The following is a 17,760-nucleotide window of genomic DNA, read 5'->3' as shown; positions in this document are numbered from 1 at the left end:
TTGCTAACACCTTGGTATCGCTGAGCGAGTGTCAAAAAAACGCGTGCCGCCATTGAGAGTAGAACATGAGCCAAGGTATTGAATTTAATCGATTGATGCTGGATATGCGCGCCATGCAAATGGACGCCATGTCTGCGCAGAAATCGACTGCCGCCGTCCCTGAAATGAGTGGCAGCAGTTTTTCCGACATGCTCGGTCAGGCCGTCAATAAAGTGAACGATACCCAACAGGCCTCCAGCCAGTTGGCCACGGCTTTTGAAATCGGCAAGAGCGGCGTCGATTTGACGGACGTGATGATCGCCTCGCAAAAGGCCAGCGTGTCTTTCCAAGCCTTGACCCAAGTGCGTAACAAGCTGGTTCAAGCCTATCAAGACATCATGCAGATGCCGGTTTAAGGACGAGATTGAGTCATGGCAGAAGCAGTCGCCGATAACGTTCCGGCCAAGGCCACTCCGATAGACGGCAAACCGCCGCTGTTCGGCTTGTCCTTCCTGGAAAACCTCTCCGAGATGACCATGTTGCGTCAGGTGGGCCTGTTGGTCGGCCTGGCTGCGAGCGTGGCGATTGGCTTCGCCGTGGTGTTGTGGTCCCAGCAGCCGGATTATCGGCCTCTGTACGGCAGCCTTGCCGGTATGGATGCCAAGCAGGTCATGGACACCCTGGCGGCCGCCGACATTCCCTACACCGTGGAGCCGAACTCCGGTGCCTTGCTGGTCAAGGCCGATGACGTTTCGCGTGCACGTTTGAAACTCGCGGCTGCGGGTGTCACCACCGGCGACGGTAACATCGGCTTCGAGATTCTCGACAAGGAACAGGGCCTTGGCACCAGTCAGTTCATGGAAGCGACCCGTTATCGTCGCGGCCTGGAAGGTGAGCTGGCGCGGACCATCTCCAGCCTGAACAACGTCAAGGGTGCCCGTGTGCACCTGGCGATCCCGAAAAGTTCGGTGTTCGTGCGCGATGAGCGCAAGCCCAGTGCTTCGGTTCTGGTCGAACTGTATTCGGGCCGCTCCCTGGAGCCTGGTCAGGTCCTGGCCATCGTCAATCTGGTGGCGACCAGCGTTCCTGAGTTGAGCAAGTCGCAGATCACGGTGGTCGACCAGAAAGGCAACCTGCTCTCGGATCAGGCGGAAAACTCCGAGCTGACCATGGCCGGCAAGCAATTCGATTACAGTCGCCGGATGGAAAGCATGCTGACCCAGCGTGTGCATAACATCCTGCAACCGGTCCTGGGTAACGATCGTTACAAGGCCGAAGTGTCGGCCGACGTGGACTTCAGTGCTGTCGAATCCACTTCCGAGCAATTCAACCCCGACCAGCCGGCGCTTCGCAGCGAGCAGTCGGTCAACGAACAACGCACCGCCAGCAATGGCCCACAAGGTGTGCCGGGTGCCCTGAGCAACCAGCCACCGGCACCGGCTTCCGCGCCTCAGACCACGGGCGGGGCGACTGCCCAGGCGGGCATGGTGCAGCCAGGTCAGCCTTTGCTGGACGCCAACGGTCAGCAAATCATGGATCCTGCGACCGGTCAGCCAATGCTGGCGCCGTACCCGGCGGACAAGCGTCAACAGTCGACCAAGAACTTCGAGCTCGACCGTTCCATCAGCCATACCAAGCAGCAACAGGGCCGCTTGAATCGCCTCTCGGTGTCGGTGGTCGTGGACGATCAGGTCAAGGTCAACGCGGCCAACGGCGAAACCACCCGTGCGCCGTGGACCGCCGACGAATTGGCGCGCTTCACCCGTCTGGTCCAGGATGCCGTCGGCTTCGATGCCAGTCGTGGTGACAGCGTCAGCGTGATCAACATGCCGTTTTCGGCTGATCGCGGTGAAGTGGTCGCCGATATTCCTTTCTACTCTCAGCCTTGGTTCTGGGACATCGTCAAACAGGTGCTGGGTGTGTTGTTCATCCTGGTGCTGGTGTTCGGCGTACTGCGCCCGGTGCTCAACAACATCACCGGTGGTGGCAAGGGCAAGCAACTGGCCGGCATCGGCAGCGACGTGGAACTCGGCGGCATGGGCGGCCTGGATGGCGAACTGGGCAACGATCGCGTCAGCCTCGGCGGCCCGACCAGTATCCTGCTGCCGAGCCCGAGCGAAGGCTATGACGCACAATTGAACGCAATCAAGAGTTTGGTGGCAGAAGACCCGGGCCGTGTGGCCCAGGTCGTGAAAGAGTGGATTAACGCAGATGAGTGATAACCGAGCCGTTGCCGCCAAACTGACCCGGGTCGACAAAGCCGCGATTCTGCTGCTGTCCCTGGGCTCTACCGACGCTGCCCAAGTATTGCGCCATATGGGCCCCAAAGAAGTTCAGCGCGTTGGTGTGGCCATGGCGCAGATGGGGAACGTGCATCGCGAGCAGGTCGAGCAGGTCATGAGCGAATTCGTCGACATCGTCGGCGACCAGACCAGCCTGGGCGTCGGTTCCGACGACTACGTGCGCAAAATGCTCACCCAGGCCCTGGGTGAAGACAAGGCCAACGGCCTGATTGACCGCATCCTGCTGGGCGGCAACACCAGTGGTCTCGACAGCCTGAAGTGGATGGAACCGCGAGCCGTCGCCGACGTGATCCGTTACGAGCACCCGCAGATCCAGGCGATCGTGGTGGCGTACCTCGACCCGGACCAGGCCGGTGAAGTGCTGGGTAACTTCGATCACAAGGTGCGTCTGGACATCATTCTGCGAGTTTCCTCGCTCAATACCGTGCAGCCGGCCGCCTTGAAGGAACTCAACCAGATTCTCGAGAAACAGTTCTCCGGCAACTCGAATGCCTCGCGCACCACCCTGGGTGGCATCAAGCGCGCGGCGGACATCATGAACTTCCTCGACAGCTCGATCGAAGGCCAGCTCATGGACTCGATCCGCGAAGTCGACGAAGACCTGTCCGGTCAGATCGAAGACCTCATGTTCGTGTTCAACAACCTGGCCGATGTCGATGACCGCGGTATTCAGGCATTGCTGCGCGAGGTGTCTTCCGACGTACTGGTCCTCGCCCTCAAGGGCTCGGACGAAGGCGTCAAGGAAAAGATCTTCAAGAACATGTCCAAGCGTGCTGCCGAACTGCTGCGCGACGACCTGGAGGCCAAGGGCCCGGTGCGCGTCAGCGACGTGGAAACTGCACAGAAGGAAATCCTCACCATTGCTCGCCGTATGGCCGAAGCCGGAGAAATCGTTCTCGGCGGGAAGGGCGGCGAAGAGATGATCTAAGTTCACTATGTCGTCCAAACATGATGAGTCCAACACCGACCTGATCCGTGCCAAGGATGTCGGTGGTTTTGATGTCTGGTCGTTGCCCAGTTTCGACCCGCATGTACCGGAGCCGGAACCCGAGCCGGAGCCAGAACCGCCCGAAGTCGAGGAGGTGCCGCTGGAAGAAGTCCAGCCACTGACGCTCGAGGAGCTCGAAGCCATTCGCCAAGAGGCTTACAACGAAGGCTTTGCGACTGGCGAAAAAGAGGGTTTTCACAGCACCACGCTCAAGGTCCGTCAGGAGGCCGAGGCGGCCCTGACGCCGAAGATCGCGGCGCTGGAACAACTGATGGTCAATTTGTTCGAGCCGATTGCCGAACAGGACACGCAGATCGAAAAGTCCCTGGTCGACCTCGTGCAGCACATCGCCCGTCAGGTGATTCAGCGCGAACTGGCCATAGACTCCACGCAGATCGAACACGTCATGCGTGATGCCCTCAAGCTGTTGCCCCTGGGCGTGAACAATGTGCGGCTGTACATCAATCCGCAGGACTTCGAACAGGTTAAGGCCCTGCGCGAGCGCCATGAGGAAACCTGGCGCATCGTCGAGGACGAAGCCTTGCTGCCGGGTGGTTGCCGCGTCGAGACCGAGCACAGTCGTATCGATGCCACCATCGAAACCCGCGTTGCCAGGGTCATGGACAAACTGTTCGATCAGTTGCATGACCAAGCCTTGCATCCCGCCACGCCGGATCTGAGCCTGGAGTTGCCGATCACGCCAGTGCCTGAACCTGGGCCGGAAGAACCCGATGCGCCTTGACCGTACCAGCTTCGCCAAGCGCCTGGGCAGTTACGCCGAGGCCACGGAGCTGGCTGGCGCGCCAATTCTTGAAGGCCGTCTACTTCGCATGGTCGGGCTGACCCTCGAAGCCGAGGGCTTGCGCGCCGCCATGGGCAGCCGCTGCATGGTCATCAACGATGACAGTTATCATCCGGTGCAGGTTGAAGCCGAGGTCATGGGCTTCTCCGGCAGCAAGGTCTTCCTGATGCCCGTCGGCAGCGTAGCCGGCATTGCACCCGGCGCACGTGTGGTACCGCTGGCGGATACCGGTCGTCTACCGATGGGTATGAGCATGCTGGGGCGGGTGCTCGACGGCGCCGGCCGTGCGCTGGACGGCAAGGGCGGCATGAAGGCCGAAGACTGGGTGCCGATGGACGGCCCGACGATCAACCCGCTCAAGCGTCATCCGATCAGCGAACCGCTGGACGTGGGCATTCGTTCCATCAACGGTTTGTTGACCGTCGGTCGCGGCCAGCGTCTCGGTCTGTTCGCCGGTACGGGCGTGGGCAAGAGTGTGCTGCTGGGCATGATGACGCGCTTCACCGAGGCCGACATCATTGTCGTCGGGTTGATCGGTGAGCGGGGTCGTGAGGTCAAGGAGTTCATCGAGCACATTCTCGGTGAAGAAGGCCTCAAGCGCTCGGTAGTGGTGGCGTCTCCGGCGGACGATGCGCCGCTGATGCGCATGCGTGCAGCCATGTATTGCACGCGGATCGCCGAATACTTTCGTGACAAGGGCAAGAATGTCCTGTTGCTCATGGACTCGCTGACCCGTTTCGCCCAGGCCCAGCGGGAAATTGCCCTGGCCATCGGCGAACCGCCCGCGACCAAGGGGTACCCACCCTCGGTGTTCGCCAAATTGCCCAAACTGGTGGAGCGCGCCGGTAATGCCGAGAAGGGTGGTGGCTCGATCACTGCGTTCTACACGGTATTGTCCGAAGGCGATGACCAGCAGGACCCGATCGCCGACTCGGCGCGGGGCGTGCTCGACGGCCACATCGTCCTGTCCCGGCGCTTGGCGGAGGAAGGGCATTACCCGGCCATCGATATCGAAGCGTCCATCAGCCGGGTGATGCCGTCGGTGGTGTCGCCGGAACACATGACCCGCGCGCAGTATTTCAAGCAACTGTGGTCGCGTTATCAGCAAAGTCGCGACCTGATCAGCGTCGGCGCCTACGTCGCCGGTGGTGACCGGGAAACCGACCTGGCGATTTCCCTGCAGCCACAATTGGTCAAATACCTGCGCCAAGGGCTCAACGACAGCATCAGCCTGGGTGAGAGCGAAGCCTACCTCGGCTCGATCTTCGCGCCTGCGGCGGGCGGTTAATCGGTCATGGCACAGAGTCGGGCTGGGCGCCTGGCGCCCGTGGTCGAAATGGCCGAGAAAGAGGAGAAAACGGCCGTCCAGCGTCTGGGGCATTTTCAAGGCCAGGTGCGTTTGGCCGAGAGCAAGCTCGCTGACCTCGAGGCCTTCCGTCTCGATTATCAGGAGCAATGGATCATTCGTGGCAGCAGTGGTGTTTCGGGCCAATGGTTGCTCGGTTATCAGGGCTTTCTGGCGCAACTGGGCGTGGCGATAGACCAGCAGCGCCAAAGCCTGGCCTGGCATCAGAACAATCTGAACAAGGCTCGGGAAACCTGGCAACAGGCCTACGCTCGGGTCGAGGGCTTGCGCAAGCTGGTGCAGCGCTACGCCGATGAAGCCCGGCAACTGGAAGACAAGCGCGAGCAGAAACTGTTGGATGAGTTGTCCCAGCGGTTGCCGCGAGAGCATCCTTACTGAGTCACGTTTTTATCCTGTAGGAACGGGCTCCCCCACCAAGGCGTCCTTGATAACACCAAGACTCAGCCCTTGCCCCCACCTGCACCAAGTGCTAAACCTTGTACAACATTGTTCAATAATGACAAGGAAGCCGTCCAATGTCAGTCGTTACTGAAGTCTCTCCCGATGGGCAAAAACTGACGATATCGATCAAGGGACGATTCGATTTCGCCAAGCATCAGGCGTTTCGCGAGTCCTATGAGCACTTGCATCCAAAGCCCGACTTTTTTGAAGTGAACCTGAAAGACGCCACCTACCTCGACAGTTCGGCGCTTGGCATGCTGTTGTTGCTGCGCGATCACGCGGGTGGCGAGAATGCCGAAATCAGGTTGACCCATGCCAATACGGATGTGCGCAAAATTCTCGCCATCTCCAATTTCGAACAGATCTTCGACGTGGTGTGAGTGTCGTGCAGCCGATGTTCGAAACGTTGACGATACTGATCGCCGAAGACAGCGCGGCCGATCGCATGTTGTTGTCCAGCATTGTCCGCCGTCAGGGCCACGAAGTGCTGACGGCGTCGAACGGCGCGCAAGCAGTCGAAGCATTTCGTCAGCAGCGACCACAACTGGTGTTGATGGATGCGATGATGCCAGTCATGGATGGCTTTGAAGCTGCGCGGCAGATCAAGGCCCTGGCCGGGGAGACCCTCGTACCGATCATTTTCCTGACGTCGCTCAGCGAAAGCGAGGCCTTGGCTCGCTGCCTGGAGGCTGGGGGTGACGACTTTCTGGCAAAACCCTACAACCAGGTGATCCTCGCCGCCAAAATCAAGGCGATGGACCGCTTGCGCCGGTTGCAGGCGACGGTACTGGAGCAGCGCGACCAGATCGCCAGGCACCACGATTATCTGCTCAACGAGCAACGCGTGGCCAAGGCAGTGTTCGACAAGGTCGCTCATTCCGGTTGTCTGAACGCCCCCAACATCCGCTATCTGCAATCGCCCTATGCATTGTTCAACGGCGACTTGCTGTTGGCAGCGTTCACCCCGGCCGGCGACATGCATGTATTGCTGGGAGATTTTACCGGCCATGGTTTGCCCGCTGCCGTCGGGGCCATGCCTTTGGCGGAAGTTTTCTATGGGATGACTGCCAAGGGCTATGGTCTGGCGGAAACCCTGCGGGAAATGAATGCCAAGCTCAAGCGCATACTGCCGGTCGACATGTTCTGTTGTGCGACGCTGCTGAACCTGAGTTTTCAGCGGGGCTCGGTGGAAGTGTGGAATGGCGGGATGCCAGACGGTTACCTGCACAGCGTTGCCAGCAACGAGCGCACGCCGCTGAAGTCTCGATATCTGCCGCTTGGCGTACTGAGTCCGCACGCCTTTGATGACCGGACCGAGGTGTACCCGATGGCCGTGGGTGACCGAGTCTTCCTGTTGTCCGACGGGGTCATCGATACCTGTGACGCCAACGAACACCTGTTTGGGGTCGAGCGTTTGCAGCAAGTGTTTGCCGCCAACTGCGATCCGCAACGCCTGTTCGAAGAGATCGAACAGGCGTTGCGGGATTTTCGCGGTGAGGCTCGCGATGACGTGAGCATGGTCGAAGTGAGTCTGTTGCAAGCGGCTCAACTGACACTGCCGGCACCCGTTTATTCAGACAGTGGCCAGTCCTGTCCGTTGGATTGGTCGGTGAGTTTCGAGTTTCGTGCCGCTACCCTCAAGCGCTTTAATCCGTTGCCGTACCTGCTGCAATTGCTGCTGGAGGTTCACGGTTTGCGCGGCCAGAGCGGAGCGCTCTACAGCGTGCTCGCGGAGTTGTACTCCAATGCCCTGGAGCACGGCGTGCTGGGGCTTGACTCAAGTCTCAAGCGCGACGCCTGCGGATTTGCCCGCTATTACCAAGAGCGCAATGTGCGTCTGGAAGCGTTGCAGGAAGGTTATGTTCGGGTGCATTTGCAGGTGGTGCCAAAGGAGGAGGGTGGCCGTCTGACCGTTCGGGTCGAGGACAGTGGCAAGGGGTTTGATGTGGAGCGAGTCATGGCTCGTCCGGTTGACGGTATCCGTTTGTCGGGTCGTGGCGTCAGTTTGATCCGCCAGTTAGGGCGTAATGCCAACTGGTCCGACGATGGTCGTACCGCCTGCGTGGAGTTTTTCTGGGACGCTCTGGCATAATCCACGCATTCTTGATCAAGGAGTGAACAAGTGGCTGACAAACACCTGAATCGCGACGTCCTCAGCTCGTTGCAAGAGGTCATGGGCGAAGAGTATCCAACGTTGCTCGATACGTTCCTGGCCGATTCCGAAGTACGCCTGAGCCAGTTGCACGAGACTGGTGATGCCGAAGCACTCGGCGCCACTGCGCACAGTTTCAAAGGCAGTTGCAGCAATATGGGCGCGACCCGTCTGGCACAGCTGTGCCATGAACTTGAACAGCGCAGCAAACAGAAGCCCCTGCAAGGCATCGAGAGACTGGTCGGCGAGATCAATGGTGAATTTGCCGTTATTCGCCCTCTCTATGAGGCGGAGCGCAGACGCTCCCTCAATTCGACCGTTCAGCGTTTTTAAATCGGGTTTGTCAAAACTGGCTCAACCTTTGCAGCATTCTGGGGACTGTACCTACGATTCCAGTGCAGCGGAGACCGTTTCATGCCCGTTACCCCCAATATTCTTCTTCAAGCCACTGCGCAGGCCAAGACTCAGGCCGCTTCCGCCAATTCATCGGCGCTGACCGCAGAGACCGGGGACAAGGCGTCCAGCTTCGCTCAGGTCTACGCCAATCAGTCTCAGAACAAGTCCTTCGCTGCGGTTGATGTCCCGGCGAAACCGCTTCGGGACAAGGTCCCGGAAAAGACCGCAGACACCGCCAGCAAAAAGGATGTCGCCGACAAGAAGTCTGCCGCCCCGGAACCGACGGTTGCCGATAGCGGCAAATCCTTGCCCGCCGACAAACCGGCGGCTAACGGCGACACGGCTGCCAGTGATGACGTGACGAATGCGGCTCCTGCGGCCGAGGCCCCAGTCGCTGACGCCGCGCCGGCTGATCCGACCCTCGATCCTGCCTTGTTGCAGGTAGCGTTGCCGGTGGTCACCGAGCCAGCGCCACAAGCAGCACCGGTGGTGGTCACGGTGCAGCCTCAGGTTGAAGCGCCTGTCGCTGCCGCGGTGGTGACTGCGCAGCAGCCTGCGGTCGCGGCTGAAAGTGATTTCGATCCAGAGGCAGACCCGCTCGACGCATTGCCAGCAGTGCGCATGGCCATGGAGCAGGGTGGCCATATTTCCGCCGCCAGTCAGGCACAGCCCAAGGCTGCACCGACGTCCGCCCAAGCGCAGTCGGACGGTGAGCCGACCTCGGCGCAGAACTTCGCCGCCGGTATGGCGAGCATGCTCGACGTGCAGGCTGACAAGGACAGCACCAGCCAGGGTGGGGAGAAGGCGTTCAGCGGTCTGATCAGTGACGGGCTCAAGGACTTGAAGTCCGCCACCAGTGATACCCGCGTCGACGATTTCGCCAACCGTCTGGCGGCGCTGACCCAGGCTGCTACGCCGAAAACCGCCAACGCGTTGCCGGTGAATCAGCCGATTGCCATGCACCAGAACGGCTGGACCGAGGAAGTTGTGAACCGGGTCATGTACCTGTCTAGCGCCAATCTCAAGGCGGCCGACATCCAGTTGCAACCCGCCGAGCTGGGGCGGCTCGATATCCGCGTCAACATGGTTCCGGATCAGCAAACACAGGTGACGTTCATGAGCGCTCATCCAAGCGTTCGCGAAGCGCTGGACGGCCAGATGCACCGCCTGCGCGATATGTTTGCGCAGCAGGGCATGGGCCAGGTTGATGTCAACGTCTCTGACCAGTCCCGAGGTTCGCAGCAGGGGCAGGAGCAGGCTCAACAAAGCCAGAGCGGGCGCGCGACGTCCAATGGTGGGCGAATTGATGCGCCGGAAGACGAGCTTGCAACTGGCATCGCCGAAGCCGCCGCAACGGCGACCCATGTGATTGGCACCAGTGCGGTCGATTATTACGCCTGACCCCTAGTGATACCCGAGTAGGAGCGAGCTTGTCGAGGCGTCGAACCGTCGCGACAAGCTCGCTCCTACAGTTGTTTGTGCTATCCGGTGGAAGGTTCTGGCATAACACTTGCTCTCCCCAATCCGTGCGACTGTGAACCCCCGAATAGTGACGGATTATTGGCATGGCGAAGAGCGAAGCTGCAGCAGTAAAAGACCCCGCAACCAAAGGCAAACTCAAGCTGATCATCGCGGGCGTGGTGGCTTTGCTGCTGGCGATTGGCTTGTCGGTGGGCGCCACCTGGTACTTCATGCACAGTGCCCAGAGCAAGCCGCAAGCCCCGGTTGATGCCGCCCCGGTTGGCAAACAGGCGGCGGTGTTCGAGGCGATGGCGCCGGCCTTCGTGGCCAACTACAACCAGAACGGTCGCCAGCGCTACATGCAGGTGAGCATCACCATGCAGGCGCGCAGCCAGGCTGATCTGGACGCCCTCAAGGTGCACATGCCGGTCATCCGCAACAACCTCGTCATGCTGTTCTCCGGGCAGGATTTCGCGACCCTGGCATCGCCGGTCGGTCAGGAAATGCTGCGCCAGAAGGCTACGGCCAGCGTCCAGGAAGTGGCGCAGAAAGAACTCGGCAAAGTGGTCATCGAACAGTTGCTTTTCACCAATTTCGTACTGCAGTAGGAACACGACATGGCCGTGCAAGACCTGCTGTCCCAGGATGAGATCGACGCGCTGTTGCATGGTGTCGACGATGGTCTGGTACAGACCGATACCGCTGCCGATCCCGGTAGCGTCAAAAGCTATGACCTGACCAGCCAGGATCGCATCGTCCGTGGACGCATGCCGACCCTGGAAATGATCAACGAGCGTTTTGCCCGCTACACGCGTATCAGCATGTTCAACATGTTGCGTCGCTCGGCGGACGTGGCGGTCGGTGGTGTGCAGGTGATGAAGTTCGGCGAATACGTGCACTCGCTGTACGTACCGACCAGCCTCAACCTGGTCAAGATCAAGCCCTTGCGCGGCACCGCGTTGTTCATTCTCGACGCCAAGCTGGTGTTCAAGCTGGTGGACAACTTCTTCGGCGGCGACGGCCGCCACGCAAAGATCGAAGGGCGTGAGTTCACCCCGACCGAACTGCGTGTGGTGCGCATGGTGCTGGAGCAGGCCTTCGTCGATTTGAAGGAAGCCTGGCAGGCGATCATGGAAGTGAACTTCGAGTACATCAACTCGGAAGTGAACCCGGCCATGGCCAACATCGTCGGGCCGAGTGAGGCCATCGTGGTGTCAACCTTCCACATCGAACTCGATGGCGGTGGCGGCGACCTGCACGTGACCATGCCGTATTCGATGATCGAGCCGGTGCGCGAAATGCTCGATGCCGGCTTCCAGTCCGACCTCGACGACCAGGACGAGCGCTGGGTCAATGCCTTGCGTCAGGACGTGCTGGATGTCGACGTGCCGATCGGCGCCACGGTTGCCCGCCGCCAGTTGAAGCTGCGCGACATTCTGCACATGCAGCCGGGGGACATCATCCCGGTGGAAATGCCCGAAGACATGATCATGCGCGCCAACGGCGTGCCGGCCTTCAAGGTCAAGATGGGCTCCCATAAGGGCAACCTCGCGTTGCAAGTGATCGAGCCGATCGAGCGCCGATAAACGGCGCTCCCACCTATTTGCTATTAACTGACGGCAGCCCGCGAAGAGGTTGCCTGCCGAGGACACATGATGGCTGACGAAATGAATACCCAGGACGACCAGGCACTGGCTGATGAATGGGCTGCGGCCCTGGAGGAAACCGGTGAAGGTGGCCAGGACGACATCGACGCGCTGCTCGCGGCAGATGCGGTCAGTGCTTCATCCAACCGTCTGCCGATGGAAGAGTTTGGCAGCGTGCCGAAGAACAACGAACCGGTGAGTCTGGAAGGTCCGAACCTGGATGTGATCCTCGACATCCCGGTGTCGATTTCCATGGAAGTGGGCAGCACCGACATCAACATCCGCAACCTCCTGCAGCTCAACCAGGGTTCGGTGATCGAGCTTGATCGCCTGGCGGGCGAGCCGCTGGACGTGCTGGTCAACGGCACGCTGATCGCCCATGGCGAGGTGGTGGTGGTCAACGAAAAGTTCGGCATCCGCCTGACTGACGTGATCAGCCCAAGCGAACGCATCAAGAAGTTGCGCTGAGTGAAAAAGGTTCTGGGTTCCTTGTTGTTGCTGGCGCTGTCGTCCGCGGCGCTGGCGGCCGAGCCTGCGGCAACCGCTGCTGCGGCACCGGCTGTCAGTGGTGGTGTCGCGGGGCAACTGACGCAGTTGGTGCTCGGACTGCTGCTGGTGCTGGGGTTGATCTTCTTCCTCGCCTGGTTGTTGCGCCGGGTTCAGCAAGCCGGGCCTGCCGGAAAAGGGCAGGTGATCGAGTTGATCGGTTCCCGTGCGCTGGGTCCGCGGGATCGTCTGATGCTGGTGCAAGTGGGTAATGAGCAGATTCTGCTTGGCCTGAGCCCGGGCACCATCACGGCGTTGCATGTGCTCAAGGAGCCAGTGCAGGTGCCTGTTACCGAAAACGCCACCCCGGAGTTTGCCCAGCGTCTGATGGAGCTGATGGGCAAGGATCAGAAGGATAAGAAGTAATGGGTGCGCTACGCATCGTCTTGACGCTGGCGCTGATGCTGGCGGCGCCGCTGGCCTTCGCCGCCGATCCGTTGTCGATTCCGGCCATCACCCTGGGCACCAATGCCGAGGGTGCGCAGGAGTATTCGGTCAGCCTGCAAATTCTGCTGATCATGACCGCGCTGAGCTTCATTCCAGCGTTCGTCATGCTGATGACCAGTTTCACTCGGATCATCATTGTCTTCTCGATCCTGCGCCAGGCCCTGGGTTTGCAGCAAACGCCGTCGAACCAGATCCTCACCGGCATGGCGCTGTTTCTGACCCTGTTCATCATGGCGCCGGTGTTCGACCGGGTTAACCAGGATGCCTTGCAGCCGTATCTGGCAGAAAAACTCACTGCGCAGGACGCGGTGGCCAAGGCCCAGGTGCCGATCAAGGACTTCATGCTCGCCCAGACCCGCAGCAGCGACCTGGAACTGTTCATGCGCCTGTCCAAGCGCACGGACATCGCGACGCCGGATCAGGCGCCGCTGACCATCCTCGTACCGGCGTTCGTCACGTCTGAGCTGAAAACTGCGTTCCAGATCGGTTTCATGATCTTCATTCCGTTCCTGATCATCGACCTGGTGGTGGCCAGTGTGCTGATGGCCATGGGTATGATGATGCTGTCGCCGCTGATCATTTCCCTGCCGTTCAAGATCATGCTGTTCGTGCTGGTGGATGGTTGGGCATTGATCATCGGAACCCTGGCGAGCAGCTTCGGCGGTGTCTCGCCATGACGCCGGAAGTTGCGGTAGACATCTTCCGGGAGGCGTTGTGGCTGACCACCATGATGGTGGCGGTGCTGGTGATTCCCAGTCTGCTGGTCGGCCTGCTGGTGGCGATGTTCCAGGCTGCCACGCAGATCAACGAACAGACACTGAGCTTTCTGCCGCGCCTGCTGGTGATGCTGGTCACCTTGATCGTGGCCGGTCCATGGCTGGTGCAGACCTTCATGGAATACATTATCCAGCTTTACCACAACATTCCGCTGGTCATCGGTTAAGCCATGTCGTCTCTGCTGCAACTGACCGATACCCAGATCAGTTCCTGGGTGGCGACGTTCATGCTGCCTCTGTTTCGCGTCGGGTCCATGTTGATGGTCATGCCGGTGTTCGGTACCAAGATGGTACCCACGCGAGTGCGCCTGTACTTCGCCCTGGCGATCACCTTCGTGATCGTTCCCGCACTGCCGCCCATGCCGGCGGTGAGTCCGCTCGATTTGAGCGGCCTGTTGTTGATTGCCGAGCAGATTCTTATCGGCGCCGTCCTCGGGTTTTCCCTGCAGTTATTCTTCCAGGCCTTTGTGGTGGCCGGGCAGATCGTGGCGGTCCAGATGGGTATGGGTTTCGCCTCCATGGTCGATCCTACCAACGGTGTGTCCGTGGCAGTGATCGGGCAATTCTTCACCATGCTGGTGACGCTGTTGTTCTTGTCCATGAACGGCCATCTGGTGGTCTTCGAAGTGCTGACCGAAAGCTTCACTACTCTGCCGGTCGGCGGTGGGTTGATGGTCAATCATTTCTGGGAGCTGGCCGGCAAGCTGGGTTGGGTGCTCGGAGCCGCATTGATGCTGGTATTGCCGGCAATTACCGCGCTGCTGGTGGTCAATATCGCGTTTGGCATCATGACCCGGGCGGCGCCGCAGTTGAACATCTTCTCCATCGGCTTCCCGCTGACCCTTGTGCTTGGATTGTTCATCGTCTGGGTGGGGCTGGCGGACATTCTCAACCAGTATCAACCGCTCGCCTCCGAGGCCCTGCAGTTTTTACGCGAACTAGCACAGGCGCGCTGAGTCATGGCTGAGAGCGAAAGCGGTCAGGACAAAACAGAAGACCCCACGGAGAAAAAGAAGAGGGACGCCCGTGAGAAGGGGGAAATTGCCCGCTCCAAGGAGCTCAATACGCTGGCGATCATGATTGCCGGGTCTGTTGCGTTGTTGATTTTTGGCGGTGCTCTGGCTCAAGACCTGATGGCGCTGATGCGGCACAACTTCACCTTGCCGCGAGAGGTCATTCTCGACCAGAAGTCCATGAGCACTTATCTCATGAGTTCGGGATTGAGTGCGTTGCTGGCCATCCAGCCGATCATGATTACCCTGGTGCTGGCAGCGTTGATCGGTCCTATTTCCCTGGGGGGGTGGTTGTTCGCGGCCGGCTCGCTGGCGCCGAAATTCAGTCGCATGAACCCGTTGGCGGGCCTCAAGCGGATGTTCTCGATCAAGGCGGTAGTGGAGCTGCTCAAAGCATTCGCGAAGTTTCTGATCGTGTTAATCGTGGCGCTGACCGTATTGTCATCGGACATCGATGACCTGATGCGCATCGCCCATGAACCTCTGGACATGGCCATTATCCATTGCCTGCAGGTGGTGGGCTGGAGCACGTTGTGGATGTCTTGCGGGCTGATCATCATCGCTGCGGTGGACGTGCCGGTACAGCTCTGGGAGAGCCACAAGAAGCTGCTGATGACCAAGCAGGAAGTGCGCGACGAGCATAAGGACTCGGAAGGGAAGCCTGAGGTCAAGCAGCGCATTCGCCAGCTTCAGCGCGAAGTGTCCCAGCGACGCATGATGGCGGCGATTCCCGAAGCCGACGTAGTCATCACTAACCCGACCCACTACGCCGTCGCGCTCAAGTACGACGCGGACAAGGGCGGTGCGCCAGTGCTGCTCGCCAAGGGCAGCGACTTCCTGGCGCTGAAGATTCGCGAAATTGCCGTGGCCAACGAAGTGATGCTGCTCGAATCGCCGGCGCTGGCACGTTCGATCTACTACTCCACCGAACTGGAGCAGGAAATCCCTGGCGGCCTGTACCTCGCTGTCGCTCAGGTGTTGGCCTATGTCTACCAGATCCGCCAGTACAAGGCGGGCAAGGGCAAGCGGCCTGATCCTCTGAAGGATGATTTGCCGATCCCGCCGGATTTGCGGCGCGATTCGTAATCCTTCAATGCTCCCGGCCTTGTAGGAGCGAGCTCGCTCGCGATGGTCGCCAACGATAACGCTGGCAGCCTGGCACACCACGGTTTCTGATCCGCGAGCAAGCGGCTCCTGCATAACAGCTCTATTCCCACCCTCTGCAAAAGTTGGACAGCTTTTTGCAGTAGCCCCCGTGCGCCTGCTTCAGGCGTCAAAAGTTTGCTTTAAAGGAACGGGGAAAACCGGTGGATCGCTCTCAGTTACTCAACAGTGCCCGCACGAACATGGCCGACCTCAGTCGAGGTAATCTGGGCGTGCCGTTGTTGTTGCTGGTCATGTTGGCGATGATGATGTTGCCGGTGCCGCCGTTCCTGCTGGACGTGTTTTTCACCTTCAACATTGCCTTGTCGATTGTGGTCCTGCTGGTGTGTGTCTACGCCTTGCGGCCGCTGGATTTTGCGGTGTTTCCGACCATTCTGCTGGTGGCGACGCTGTTGCGACTGGCGCTGAACGTGGCTTCCACCCGGGTGGTCATGCTCCACGGTCAGGACGGTCACGCCGCCGCGGGCAAGGTGATCCAGGCGTTCGGCGAGGTGGTGATCGGCGGCAACTACGTGGTTGGTATCGTGGTGTTCGCCATTTTGATGATCATCAACTTCGTCGTGGTGACCAAGGGCGCCGGGCGGATTTCCGAGGTGAGTGCACGTTTTACCCTCGATGCGATGCCCGGTAAGCAAATGGCGATCGACGCCGATCTGAACGCCGGCCTGATCGATCAGGCTCAGGCGAAGGCCCGTCGTTCTGAAGTGGCTCAGGAAGCCGAGTTCTACGGTTCCATGGACGGTGCCAGCAAGTTCGTACGCGGTGACGCCATCGCCGGCCTGCTGATCCTGTTCATTAACCTGATCGGTGGCATGGCGGTTGGTATCTTCCAGCACGGCATGACCTTTGGCGACGCCGGCCGTGTTTATGCCTTGCTGACCATCGGTGACGGTTTGGTGGCGCAATTGCCATCACTGTTGTTATCTACAGCTGCTGCGATCATGGTGACCCGCGCTTCCGGTTCGGAAGACATGGGCAAGCAGATCAATCGCCAGATGTTCGCGTCGCCCAAAGCGCTCGCGGTGGCGGCGGGCTTGATGGCGGTGATGGGCCTGGTGCCTGGCATGCCACATTTCTCCTTCCTGACCATGGCCGCCCTGGCGGCCGGTGGTGCGTACCTGTTCTGGAAGAAGCAAAATGTCGCCAAGGTCCACGCGCTGCAAGAGGTCAAGCGTCAGCAGGAACTGCTGCCATCGCCAGCCCGAGCCATGGAAACCAAGGAGCTTGGCTGGGATGACGTTACGCCGATTGACATGATTGGCCTGGAGGTCGGTTACCGCCTGATTCCACTGGTGGACCGCAACCAGGGCGGCCAATTGCTCGCGCGAATCAAGGGTGTGCGCAAGAAGCTCTCCCAGGACCTCGGCTTCCTCATGCCGACGGTGCACATCCGGGACAACCTCGACCTGGCGCCAAGCGCCTACCGCCTGACCCTGATGGGCGTCATCCTGGCCGAAGCGGAGATTTATCCAGATCGCGAACTGGCGATCAACCCGGGGCAGGTCTACGGCTCGCTCAATGGCATCAACGCCAAAGATCCGGCTTTCGGGCTGGAGGCTGTCTGGATCGAAATCAGTCAGCGTGCGCAGGCGCAATCCCTTGGTTACACCGTGGTCGATGCCAGTACCGTAGTGGCGACCCACTTGAACCAGATTCTGTACAAGCACTCCAGTGAGCTGATTGGCCACGAGGAAGTGCAGCAACTCATGCAATTGCTGGCCAAAAGCTCGCCTAAGCTGGCCGAAGAGCTGGTGCCGGGCGTGGTGTCGTTGTCGCAGTTGCTCAAGGTGTTGCAGGCGTTGCTGGCCGAGCATGTGCCGGTGCGTGACATCCGCAGCATTGCCGAAGCCATCGCGAACAATGCCGCCAAGAGTCAAGATACCGCCGCGTTGGTCGCTGCCGTGCGGGTCGGTGTATCCCGCGCAATCGTGCAAAGCATCGTGGGGACTGAGTCCGAGCTGCCAGTTATCACGCTGGAGCCAAGGTTGGAACAGATTTTGCTCAATAGTCTGCAAAAGGCAGGACAAGGCTCGGAAGAGGGCGTTCTGCTGGAGCCAAGCATGGCCGAGAAGCTGCAACGTTCGTTGATCGAAGCAGCCCAGCGTCAGGAAATGCAAGGTCAGCCAGTGATTCTGCTGGTGGCTGGCCCGGTCCGCGCGATGCTGTCGCGATTTGGCCGGCTGGCAGTTCCTGGCATACACGTGTTGGCTTACCAGGAAATCCCGGACAACAAGCAAGTGACCATCGTTGCGACAGTAGGGCCCAACGGCTGAGGTAGTG

19 protein-coding genes are annotated in these 17,760 nt (G+C 59.9%); all 19 read left to right on the top strand.

Annotated features, from left to right (window positions below):
* Positions 1 to 65: 65 nt before the first annotated feature.
* The 19 genes from fliE (at position 66) to flhA (ending at position 17,753) form a co-directional block, all read left to right on the top strand.
* Positions 66 to 395 (top strand): flagellar hook-basal body complex protein FliE, encoded by a 330-nt coding sequence (gene fliE / locus AB4N64_RS17595; RefSeq protein ID WP_460117159.1) that lies wholly within the window; start codon positions 66 to 68, stop codon positions 393 to 395.
* A gap of 15 nt (positions 396 to 410) precedes the next feature.
* Entirely contained in the window at positions 411 to 2,198 is a 1,788-nt protein-coding gene (fliF, locus tag AB4N64_RS17590; RefSeq protein WP_460117158.1) for a flagellar basal-body MS-ring/collar protein FliF, read from the top strand.
* Entirely contained in the window at positions 2,191 to 3,210 is a 1,020-nt protein-coding gene (fliG, locus tag AB4N64_RS17585; RefSeq protein ID WP_192302130.1) for a flagellar motor switch protein FliG, read from the top strand. Before fliF ends, fliG begins: the two co-directional genes overlap by 8 nt.
* Positions 3,211 to 3,217: 7 nt before the next feature.
* Complete coding sequence (fliH, locus tag AB4N64_RS17580; RefSeq protein WP_460117157.1) at positions 3,218 to 4,012, top strand: flagellar assembly protein FliH; 795 nt, start codon at positions 3,218 to 3,220, stop codon at positions 4,010 to 4,012.
* The gene (gene fliI / locus AB4N64_RS17575) at positions 4,002 to 5,360 is read left to right on the top strand and encodes a flagellar protein export ATPase FliI (protein WP_460117156.1); all 1,359 of its coding nucleotides are present in this window, start codon (positions 4,002 to 4,004) and stop codon (positions 5,358 to 5,360) included. The genes fliH and fliI overlap by 11 nt, the downstream gene beginning before the upstream one ends.
* Before the next feature lie 6 nt (positions 5,361 to 5,366).
* Complete coding sequence (gene fliJ / locus AB4N64_RS17570) at positions 5,367 to 5,816, top strand: flagellar export protein FliJ (RefSeq protein WP_460117155.1); 450 nt, start codon at positions 5,367 to 5,369, stop codon at positions 5,814 to 5,816.
* Between the two features lie 137 nt (positions 5,817 to 5,953).
* Positions 5,954 to 6,259 carry an STAS domain-containing protein gene (locus AB4N64_RS17565; protein ID WP_460117154.1) on the top strand — a complete coding sequence of 102 codons (306 nt, stop codon included), beginning with the start codon at positions 5,954 to 5,956 and terminating at the stop codon, positions 6,257 to 6,259.
* Between the two features lie 5 nt (positions 6,260 to 6,264).
* Positions 6,265 to 7,971, top strand: coding sequence for an ATP-binding SpoIIE family protein phosphatase (locus AB4N64_RS17560; protein WP_460117153.1), 1,707 nt, complete (start codon positions 6,265 to 6,267; stop codon positions 7,969 to 7,971).
* 30 nt (positions 7,972 to 8,001) lie between these two features.
* Positions 8,002 to 8,364 (top strand): Hpt domain-containing protein, encoded by a 363-nt coding sequence (locus AB4N64_RS17555; protein ID WP_460117152.1) that lies wholly within the window; start codon positions 8,002 to 8,004, stop codon positions 8,362 to 8,364.
* An 81-nt stretch (positions 8,365 to 8,445) separates the two neighbouring features.
* Positions 8,446 to 9,828: a flagellar hook-length control protein FliK gene (locus AB4N64_RS17550; protein WP_460117151.1), complete on the top strand. Its 1,383-nt coding sequence runs from the start codon at positions 8,446 to 8,448 to the stop codon at positions 9,826 to 9,828.
* Between the two features lie 164 nt (positions 9,829 to 9,992).
* On the top strand, positions 9,993 to 10,496 hold the full coding sequence (fliL, locus tag AB4N64_RS17545; protein WP_460117150.1) for a flagellar basal body-associated protein FliL: 504 nt from the start codon (positions 9,993 to 9,995) through the stop codon (positions 10,494 to 10,496).
* 9 nt (positions 10,497 to 10,505) lie between these two features.
* A complete protein-coding gene (gene fliM / locus AB4N64_RS17540; protein WP_460117149.1) occupies positions 10,506 to 11,474 on the top strand; it encodes a flagellar motor switch protein FliM in 969 nt (322 codons plus the stop codon).
* A gap of 69 nt (positions 11,475 to 11,543) precedes the next feature.
* The gene (gene fliN / locus AB4N64_RS17535) at positions 11,544 to 12,002 is read left to right on the top strand and encodes a flagellar motor switch protein FliN (RefSeq protein WP_460117148.1); all 459 of its coding nucleotides are present in this window, start codon (positions 11,544 to 11,546) and stop codon (positions 12,000 to 12,002) included.
* Positions 12,003 to 12,446, top strand: coding sequence for a flagellar biosynthetic protein FliO (gene fliO, locus AB4N64_RS17530; protein ID WP_460117147.1), 444 nt, complete (start codon positions 12,003 to 12,005; stop codon positions 12,444 to 12,446).
* A complete protein-coding gene (fliP, locus tag AB4N64_RS17525; protein WP_053156624.1) occupies positions 12,446 to 13,204 on the top strand; it encodes a flagellar type III secretion system pore protein FliP in 759 nt (252 codons plus the stop codon). Before fliO ends, fliP begins: the two co-directional genes overlap by 1 nt.
* Positions 13,201 to 13,470 (top strand): flagellar biosynthesis protein FliQ, encoded by a 270-nt coding sequence (fliQ, locus tag AB4N64_RS17520; protein ID WP_460117146.1) that lies wholly within the window; start codon positions 13,201 to 13,203, stop codon positions 13,468 to 13,470. Before fliP ends, fliQ begins: the two co-directional genes overlap by 4 nt.
* A gap of 3 nt (positions 13,471 to 13,473) precedes the next feature.
* On the top strand, positions 13,474 to 14,259 hold the full coding sequence (fliR, locus tag AB4N64_RS17515) for a flagellar biosynthetic protein FliR (RefSeq protein WP_460117145.1): 786 nt from the start codon (positions 13,474 to 13,476) through the stop codon (positions 14,257 to 14,259).
* Between the two features lie 3 nt (positions 14,260 to 14,262).
* Positions 14,263 to 15,402, top strand: a complete 1,140-nt coding sequence (gene flhB / locus AB4N64_RS17510; protein WP_460117144.1) for a flagellar biosynthesis protein FlhB — start codon at positions 14,263 to 14,265, stop codon at positions 15,400 to 15,402.
* A 221-nt stretch (positions 15,403 to 15,623) separates the two neighbouring features.
* The gene (gene flhA, locus AB4N64_RS17505; protein WP_460117143.1) at positions 15,624 to 17,753 is read left to right on the top strand and encodes a flagellar biosynthesis protein FlhA; all 2,130 of its coding nucleotides are present in this window, start codon (positions 15,624 to 15,626) and stop codon (positions 17,751 to 17,753) included.
* The last annotated feature ends 7 nt before the right edge of the window (positions 17,754 to 17,760 follow it).

It is taken from the genome of Pseudomonas sp. S2_C03 (genome assembly GCF_054668405.1).
Note: the sequence above shows the minus strand (reverse complement) of the source record. Positions and strands in the feature narration are given on the sequence as shown.